Here is an 8510-nt window from a genome sequence, read left to right on the forward strand (position 1 = left end):
TTTGCTTCCTAGATTAACTATTAAAAATGGTGCTTTGTTTTTTAAGCTTATCCACAACTAAAAGGCTTTTAATGCTTTTAAATGCTTTTAAATGCTTTTAAGCCATCTACAAGCCTTATATATAAAGGTCTGTAGAGTACATATGACGACAAATTCCTACCCATATGACGACAAATTCCTACCCATATGACGACAAATTCCTACCCATATGACGACAAATTCCTACCCATATGACGACAAATAATAATTTGACTATAAAGCGCACTAGTAATATTATGTCGTTATATGTTTTTAATGGTATTAACTATGAAAAATAATAAAACCGAATTGGTAGTAAAATCAAATCGTCTTAATACAGCGATTCAGAATTTATCACTTGCTGAAATTAGACTAATACAGTTAGCTATTATTGATAGTAGAGAGCAAAACAAGGGTCTTAGCTCTGATACCCCATTAAGAATAAACGCCATGAGATACGCTGAAGTTTTTGAGGTTTCTAAGCAAACTGCTTATGAGGCACTTATAGATGCGGAAGCTAACTTGTTCGAGCGTCGCTTTACCTTTATGGACGAACGTGATCTTAAAGTGAAATCACGTTGGATCAGTCAAGCTACATATATTGATGGTGAGGGAGCGATAGAGGTAATATTTACCCCTGCTGTTGTTAACGAAATCACGCGTATTGATGGAATTGAGCAGTTCTTCACAAAATACACTCTAGAGCAAACGGCACAATTAAAGAGCTTATATGCTGTAAGACTTTATGAGCTTCTCATACAATGGCGCGAAGCTCGAAAAACTCAGTTATTTGAATTAGAGACTTTCAGGGAGCAGCTTGGTCTAGGAGTCAACGACTACAAACGCATGAGTGACTTCAAACGTCGTGTTTTAGAGTCGTCAATAAAAGAAATTAACGAAAAGACAGATATAAAAGTTAGTTATACCCAAGAAAAAAAGGGCACTACGATAGTAGGCTTCAAATTTGTAGTTCGTGAGAAATCAAAACCCAAGACTGGACAGGTAGCTGAGTCTCGTGATGTTGACAACGGTGATCTTTTCACGATTGATGGACTATCTGACAAGCAGTTGTGGCGTATCAGTCGGCATAAAGAGTTTATCAGCACATACAGCGACCTTGCTAGAGGCGACGCTGGTAAGAACTGGACAGCGTATAGTGATTTTATAGTTGGTGAGATCAAGAAAGACGCTTCCAAATTCAGTAAGAAACGTCCTATACGCGAATATTTAGATGGAAATGAAGCAGACTATGACTTCTCAAGATAGCGAGAAAAATAGACTACCTAGAACAGTCTGTTATAAGCGGTTCTCTTATAGTAGTCTGTTTTAAGTAGTCTGTTTTAAGTAGTCTGTTAATAGGTTTGAAGGGTGAAATAGCTGGTTCCCTTGGGGTATACTCTATTCACAGACCTGATATCAATTTAGCTGAAGGTAAACCGTATATAGCAACTGTAAAACTTCTTAACTTTTGACCACTAGCCAAGTTCCTGCAAGTCCCATAAACGATGTGCCAGCTCAGTTGAAATTCTAACGAGATTTTGGGCTTTTTAATCATTGTCGAGCATAGCCTGCCATAATGACATATATCATTACACCAATTATTGCACATGTAAATATCAATGCAGGTAGTGTCACTACTTCAAGTCCCTTCAGGTTCTGTACAGGGAAAAACCAGTAATATACTTAAATAAAACAAGATGACTTAAAAGCTTTGCTTTCAGCTCATCAACTCAAATAAATCACTTAGCGTTATAATCTTTCCGGATTCTATGCTGACCCATTAAGGAAATTTAACATAAAAAATTCACAAATTTTATTATGTATACCAACCAGTTGGTATGTATAATAGGGTTTTTTCCTACTGGTTAATTTTATGAACTCGCTTTTATCCTATGCTGCTCTGTTTTTTGCCATCGTATTTGAAGTCATCGGTACTACGTTTTTAGGCAAATCTGAGCATTTCACTCGCCTTGTGCCGACTCTTATCTGCGGGGTGTCTTATGGAGCGTCATTTTTTATGCTAGCACAGGCATTACGCACCTTACCCATTGGCATTGCTTATGCAACTTGGGGTGGTCTCGGGATTATCTTAACAGTGGTTATTGGCGTCTTGGTCTTTAAGCAAAAACCAGATATGGCAGCTATTGTAGGTATTGCACTGATTGTGATTGGGGTAGTAGTGATTAATGGCTTTTCTAAAATGAGTGGGCATAGCTAATGACTAATCTGAATAGACCAAAAAAAAATCCTGAGATGGTGCGGCATCGCTTATTACAAAGTACCGCAAGTTTAATGACCACGTGCGGCTTTGCAGGGGTAAGTATTGATAAGGTGGCAACTGAGGCAGGGGTCACTAAAGGGGCTTTATTTCATCATTTTCCCAATAAAAAGACTCTAATTGGAGCTGTATTTGACCGTGAATTAGCGATGCTTGACAAGTTGCTTGACGACTTATTAGATAAAGATACAGGCGATTACGGTCGTTTTACTAGAGCCTATATCCATGCCACTTTTTTTGCCTGTATTGATGATAGATTGTCTTCAGCTTTGACATTTTCGCTGTGTGCCAGACCTGAGCTAGTTGAGCGTTGGGATGTGTGGATGGCAGGGCGTATGGTGAAGCATCAAAAGACCGATAACAGCCTACAGCTTGAAGTAGTCAGAATGGCAGCCGATGGCATTTGGTTCACCCATTTATTACACGGCGGCAAGCTCACTGCCAAAAAAGATTTACATGCCCTTAAACAGCAATTACTTGAGATGACGCATGCTACTTAATGACGGGAGTCACTCATGAAGCAAGAGAATACTATTCCCTATAGCCCTTATATTCCTTTTTTTAAAGACGTTGCCGATTACAATGTGGCGTTTGGGCATCTTTATCCCTATCAATTTATGGACTGGAAAACAGAAGTCCTTTCATGGAAAGAGAGCTGTTACTTGCACGCTGGGCTAAACCCACCAATGCCTGCACGCATCACAGGACCCGATGCATTAACATTGTTTCGCGATCATTGTATCAACGATTTTAGCCGATTTAGCGTTGGTGCATCAAAGCATGCCGTGATGTGTAACTATAAGGGTAATGTGATGGCGGATGGTATGCTGCTTCGCACAGAGGATAATGCGTTCGTATCATATTTTTTATCACCTTACCTAGAATACATTGCCAGTCGTGGCAACTATGATGTCAATATTGAAGATTTGACAGGCAAAACCTTTCTGTTCCAACTGGGTGGTTCCTTATCTTTGAAAATTCTCGAGGCAGCCACCCAAGAATCCCTCAGCGATATTAAATTTATTTGGCATCGCACAGTGCATATCTACGGGGATGAACTACCACCAACAGGTATTGCTGTGCGGATTTTTCGGTTGGGCGTAGCAGGCACACTGGCATATGAGGTGCATGGGGATATCAAAGATGCTCCGTTGGTTTACCAAGCCTTAATGGCAGCAGGACAACCGTTTAACTTAGTTCGTCTAGGGATGCGTGCTTATGGTATGAATCATACGGAAAATGGTTTTGCCCAAGCCTTTATCCACTTTTTACCTGCTTGGACCCAAGATGAAGACTTTATGGACTATCTAAATGGCAAATACGATGCTTTGCTTGCCAAACTGCCAGGCAGTGCAGGTGTCGATATCACCCGTCGTTATTTTAACCCTATCGATTTAGGTTGGGGGCATATGATCACCTTTGATCATGACTTCGTTGGCAGAGCCGCCCTTGAAGTTGCCATGCAGCAGCAAGCAAAAAAAATTGTAACGCTTGAATGGTATGCGGACGATATTAAGGATATCTATGCCTCTTATTTTGAGTCTGGTGAGCCTTTTGAGTTTATGGAATTCCCAGCCAATCCTATTTGGACAACGCAGAGTTCTATTGTTGTGGCAGATGAGGTGCAGATAGATAGTCGCAGTATAGGTATTTCAAGCGGACGTATTTATTCGTTTTATTACCGTCGTATGATTTCTTTGGCGGTTATTGAAACCGAGTATGCCATCGAAGGTACCACCTTAGAAGTTATCTGGGGTAATCCAAGCAAACGACAAAAAAAGATACGGGCCAAGGTGAGCCGTTTCCCTTATCTTACCCTACCTCGTAACCGTGATATTGATACTAAGGCGTTGCCTTGAAAGGCGGTTTTGTGTCAGCACAGAAAACAAAAAAATATGAAATATTGCTATCCATTCGCATTAGTCGCTGATAGTTAATTTGGGCTTCAATGGAATAGCCCTCAACATCTCCAATAGTTTCATTAGGCAAATCACCAATCGCCTGTTCACAGGTAATGAAGCTTTGTGTGGTAGGCTCTGGAAAACTAAAGGTTTTACTATTTTTTAGACCAACAGAACAAGCCCTACGTCTGTTTTGGGGTACACCATATTCAGAAGCCAATAGTATTTTATAGGTTGCGGTATAGTTATTTAAAACTAGATAAAAATTATATTTTTAAGGTTATAGTATGGAATCTGATACATCATTCTTATTAATAGGAGCTTTAGCAACACAAGCTAACACAACCAAAGATACTATTCGTCATTACGATGAGATGGGGCTACTGAAATCTCGAAAACGCCAAGCAGGATCACGCCTATACACCGAATTTCATCCTGAATGTATTGAGCGTATTAAAATGATTAAAGACGCACAAGCCATCGGTTTTACTCTTAATGAATTTAAAAGATACCTTAATGATCATTTCAATGGCACTCTCAATATTGATAAAGATTTAATTACTATTTCCGAAAAACTTACTGAAGCGAAACGTCAAAAAACTGAGATCATTAATACTATTAACCAGCTTAGTGCTTGTTATACTATTTTAGAAGAAATAAAGTCAGAAAATATTGGCTTCATTTCTAACTCTGAATGGGGAAAACGAATAGCGGCGCATCTCTCCTTAACCTGAATCGCACCAATCACTAATAGAATATGTGTGGTAAGTACACCATGAAGTACACTGTGCTTATCTCAGCAAGTTAAAACGTTAATACCATTAACCCACAGTTTAGCGTTCAAGTCCTCACTAGGGTACCGAACTAGTTAAAGCACCTGCTTGGTTATTCTCATATCCTCTGTAACAATTATCTAGCTTATACCCCCACTTACGTAAAACCTAGAATAGTCTCCGAGTTTATTTGGTACAAATTATAAAGCGGTAGATATCACAACATAGAGTCCAGAAAAACCAGAGCAATATAGCAGCACATGAACCCAAGCCGATAACAATAGTGCCTATTCTAATACCGCCATCTAGACCCCCATTCCAAATATGAGGTGCAATAGGTGGACCCATCGTAGCAATAAACGCCAAGAAAAAGCCTAGCATTACTATAAACCCTGTAATTGCAAGGCGTATCACTATTACTAATATGTTATCAACCCATGTATCATTCTTCTTATGCTCTAGAAACTTAAACATGACTATCCTTTTTTTTGGCTACTTAACTCTTAATTGCTTTAAGTTCCTTTACCAAATCTGCCATTAAATCCTTATCCGTCTGTCTGGTCAGGAAATTCAATAGATTGTCAGCCGTATATTCTTTCAAACCATCTACTGAATTATTCTCTAAAGCATCTACCAAAAAAGCACCAAGTAATATTTTTTGCCGTGTTAGCTTCTTATCTAACTTCTGCTTCTCTCTATTTATCTTAAGCTCAAGCTCATTGATCTTCTGCTGTTCTTTTAGATCATTACCACCAAGTAAGCTCATACCCTTCTCCTAGATTATCAAATTATTTACTTACCTAACTATAGCAACTTCGCCAATACCTAACAACAGTCTATGATATAGTTAATTGACGGATGGTTGAGTCCCACTGACTAAGTGCGAGTTTTCGACTTTACAAATGTTTATCCCTACCGGTCACACATTTATAAAATCAAAACATCGGCAGGGGAAACCCCCACACCCCCAACACTACGAAATGATGTAGTGCTAAAAAACAAAGGTATGAGTATTTAGAAATGGCTATTTTTATCGCATCGACCAAATCAATATCACGAGGCAGCGGACAAAGTGCGATTGCCAGTGCGAGCTATCGAGCAGGGGTTGAGCTTGAGGATAAGCGATATGGCAAGACCCACGATTACTCAAAAAAGCATGGGGTAATGAGTGCGGATATTATTTTACCGTCAGCATTGGAAAATACTAAGACTACTGTTGATCGGGGCGATCTTTGGAATAAAGCGGAGGCTGCCGAGAAACGAAAAGATGCGCGTGTTGCTCGCGAATGGCTGGTTAATCTACCGCATGAATTAAGCGAGCAAGACCGAAAAGAGCTGGCGCACCAGTTCGCCCAAACCTTAGCAGATCGTTACGGCACGATTGCCGATTGCGCTATCCATCAACCCACCAACAAAGAGATTGATCGAGGCGCAGACCCGCGCAACTTCCACGCTCATATCCTGTTCACCACGCGCACCGCAGAACTTGACGATAATTTTGAGATCGTATTGAAAGATAAGGCGACCATCGAGTTATCAGATAAGAAACGCCGTGAGCTTGGCATGGAGCGCGTCAGCCATGAGATCAAAGAGGTGCGCCAACTTTGGGAACAGATCGCTAATGAGAAACTGGCCGAGCATAATCATGAGCTGATTGATTCGCGCAGCTATCGCGATCAAGGCAAAGACATTGAGCCGCAAATTAAGATGGGTAGCGTTGCAACCAAGCTAGAGCGTGACGCATACGAGACAGCAAAAGCAGCCGCAAAGGAAAAAGGCGAAGCATTTAACGGCATCACCCCAGTGACGATCAGAGGTGAGATCAACCTGATGATTACTGAGCGCAACCATCTAGTACGGACACGCGAACTTGCCGATCTGCGCGAAAGTCAGTTATTTATTGTCCCAGCTGCCCCCACACCGAAGTATAAACCCAGTAACGTGAGTAATGACGAGCTAGAGCAAGCTGAATCAGTGGTTGAGCGAATAAAACAGGCACGTATTCAGCGCCAGATTGCAATCGATGCCGCTGACGCGCTTGAAAAAGAGCGTATTGCTCAGCAGCAGCGCGACATGGCGGACAAAAAAGAGCGTGAGCGCCTATTAGCGCAAGAAGAAGCGCGTCAGGAAAAGCTTGAGCAGCACCGCGTCCAGATAGCAGCACAAGAGGCCGACTTTAAGAAACAACACGGTCATATCTTGAATAAAGAGCTATCGAGTCAGCACCGACTACTAAAAAACATCGACCAAAAAAGCGACTTTGGCCAACGCCTTCAAACCCTCCTGCATCTCGATCAGCAAATGAGCGCGTGGCAACACTACCGCAGTGAGCCGAGCACCACTGACCACCAAAAGCAGCTTACAGACCGTGAACAGCATAAAATTGGCAGCCTCATCACCAGCCACAGCAAGCAGCTGCTTGAGCACATCAAGTCCATAAGCGACCTATCGACAAGGCAAGCGCACACCAAAGCCTTAGAGCGCGTCTTTGATGACATCAAAGATCGACAACAAAGCGCCCTTAGCCCCGAACACCAGCGCCAAATGCGAACGGTATCCGCTGAAATCAATGGTTATAGCCGTGATATAAACCGCAGTCGGGGCATGAGTCTTAGGTTTTAACGCTCATAAGCAACACCAAACGACACTCACGGTCGCATAGAGTCACCTCAGATGCTTCTCAGGCATCCCACAGCGCCTTTTTGATGCTAGGGTAGCAGTAACTATATAAATCACCCTAAAAACGCCTACAGCAGCACTCAGAGGCCAAATAGCATCATAATTAGCGACTAGGAACGATCCATGCCACAAAATGACCTCTCTATTTCATTAGAAGACCTACTAATTACGCTTCAAACGTATACCAAAAAAATAGATAAGCAGCTGATTGACAGCTCAAACTTAAACCACGCGCACTCTAAACAAGCGCAAGATATCGCTGATTGGGCAAGACAGCTGACTTCACTGCTAAAAACGTATCAAAACAAAGAAGTCTTGCTCCAATCAGACTTTGTTTCAGCCATTAACAAAGAGATAGAGAGAGTCTTTGAAGCCAATGAAGAGAGCTACCATAAGCGTATTGATGAGGGCTTCACTAAGCACATCACTGATGCTGGTGATGAGTTCTCAAAAAAGACAAAGCAGCTCAATAAAGACTTAGGGAAGATACAGACCTCTGTTACCAGTGTTGCTAGTAACCTTGACGATACTAAAGTTAAGATAGCTGAGCTAAATATAGATGCTTCCAAACAGATGCTAGATAACGTTAAGCGAGAGTTCGGCCGTCATTTAATCATCACGCTTTCAACCTTGGTCATTGTCGTCTTTATTTTAAGCTTGGGTGCAATGTGGCTGTTTATACCTAGCAAAGCTGAAATTAGTAAGCGAAAAGATGGTTATGATTCTCTTGCTAAGGCTCAAGTTGCACATAAAGTTATCGAAAAACCTAATGGTTATTATGCGAGAGTTGATCCCAAGGACTGCATTGAAGATGAAAAAAGCTCTTTCTACAGTAAATCAGTGTTATGCAAATTTAAGTAA

Annotated in this window: 9 protein-coding genes and 1 pseudogene; 7 read left to right on the top strand and 3 right to left on the bottom strand. The window is 41.3% G+C overall.

The features are described 5' to 3' along the window. Nucleotides 1–306: 306 nt before the first annotated feature. The 4 genes from repM (at nt 307) to PG901_RS13365 (ending at nt 4155) form a co-directional block, all read left to right on the top strand. Complete coding sequence (gene repM / locus PG901_RS13350) at nt 307–1284, top strand: replication initiation protein RepM (RefSeq protein WP_181716606.1); 978 nt, start codon at nt 307–309, stop codon at nt 1282–1284. A gap of 607 nt (nt 1285–1891) precedes the next feature. Continuing rightward, nucleotides 1892–2236: a DMT family transporter gene (locus tag PG901_RS13355; protein ID WP_181716605.1), complete on the top strand. Its 345-nt coding sequence runs from the start codon at nt 1892–1894 to the stop codon at nt 2234–2236. Next, nucleotides 2236–2796, top strand: a complete 561-nt coding sequence (locus PG901_RS13360) for a TetR/AcrR family transcriptional regulator (RefSeq protein WP_100750141.1) — start codon at nt 2236–2238, stop codon at nt 2794–2796. Before PG901_RS13355 ends, PG901_RS13360 begins: the two co-directional genes overlap by 1 nt. Before the next feature lie 15 nt (nt 2797–2811). Next, complete coding sequence (locus PG901_RS13365) at nt 2812–4155, top strand: aminomethyl transferase family protein (protein ID WP_173239965.1); 1344 nt, start codon at nt 2812–2814, stop codon at nt 4153–4155. Here PG901_RS13365 and PG901_RS13755 read toward each other — a convergent pair. Beyond that, nucleotides 4139–4432: pseudogene (locus PG901_RS13755) on the bottom strand (DNA cytosine methyltransferase); the annotation flags it as partial. The gene PG901_RS13365 and the pseudogene PG901_RS13755 overlap by 17 nt on opposite strands. A gap of 52 nt (nt 4433–4484) precedes the next feature. Here PG901_RS13755 and PG901_RS13370 point away from each other — a divergent pair. Further along, a complete protein-coding gene (locus tag PG901_RS13370; protein ID WP_100750144.1) occupies nt 4485–4931 on the top strand; it encodes a MerR family transcriptional regulator in 447 nt (148 codons plus the stop codon). Between the two features lie 225 nt (nt 4932–5156). Here the strand turns inward: PG901_RS13370 and PG901_RS13375 are convergent, their stop codons facing one another. Next, complete coding sequence (locus tag PG901_RS13375; RefSeq protein WP_181716601.1) at nt 5157–5444, bottom strand: hypothetical protein; 288 nt, start codon at nt 5442–5444, stop codon at nt 5157–5159. A gap of 22 nt (nt 5445–5466) precedes the next feature. Continuing rightward, nucleotides 5467–5736, bottom strand: a complete 270-nt coding sequence (locus PG901_RS13380; RefSeq protein WP_181716602.1) for a mobilization protein MobS — start codon at nt 5734–5736, stop codon at nt 5467–5469. A 254-nt stretch (nt 5737–5990) separates the two neighbouring features. Between PG901_RS13380 and PG901_RS13385 the strand changes: the two genes are divergently transcribed. Together PG901_RS13385 and PG901_RS13390 are read left to right on the top strand one after the other, a co-directional pair. Continuing rightward, nucleotides 5991–7592, top strand: coding sequence for a MobA/MobL family protein (locus PG901_RS13385; RefSeq protein ID WP_181716603.1), 1602 nt, complete (start codon nt 5991–5993; stop codon nt 7590–7592). Nucleotides 7593–7772: 180 nt separating this feature from the next. Beyond that, nucleotides 7773–8510 (top strand): hypothetical protein, encoded by a 738-nt coding sequence (locus PG901_RS13390; RefSeq protein WP_181716604.1) that lies wholly within the window; start codon nt 7773–7775, stop codon nt 8508–8510.

The sequence above is a fragment of the Psychrobacter sp. ANT_H3 genome, assembly GCF_027919975.1.
GTDB classification, from domain to species: Bacteria; Pseudomonadota; Gammaproteobacteria; order Pseudomonadales; family Moraxellaceae; genus Psychrobacter; species Psychrobacter maritimus.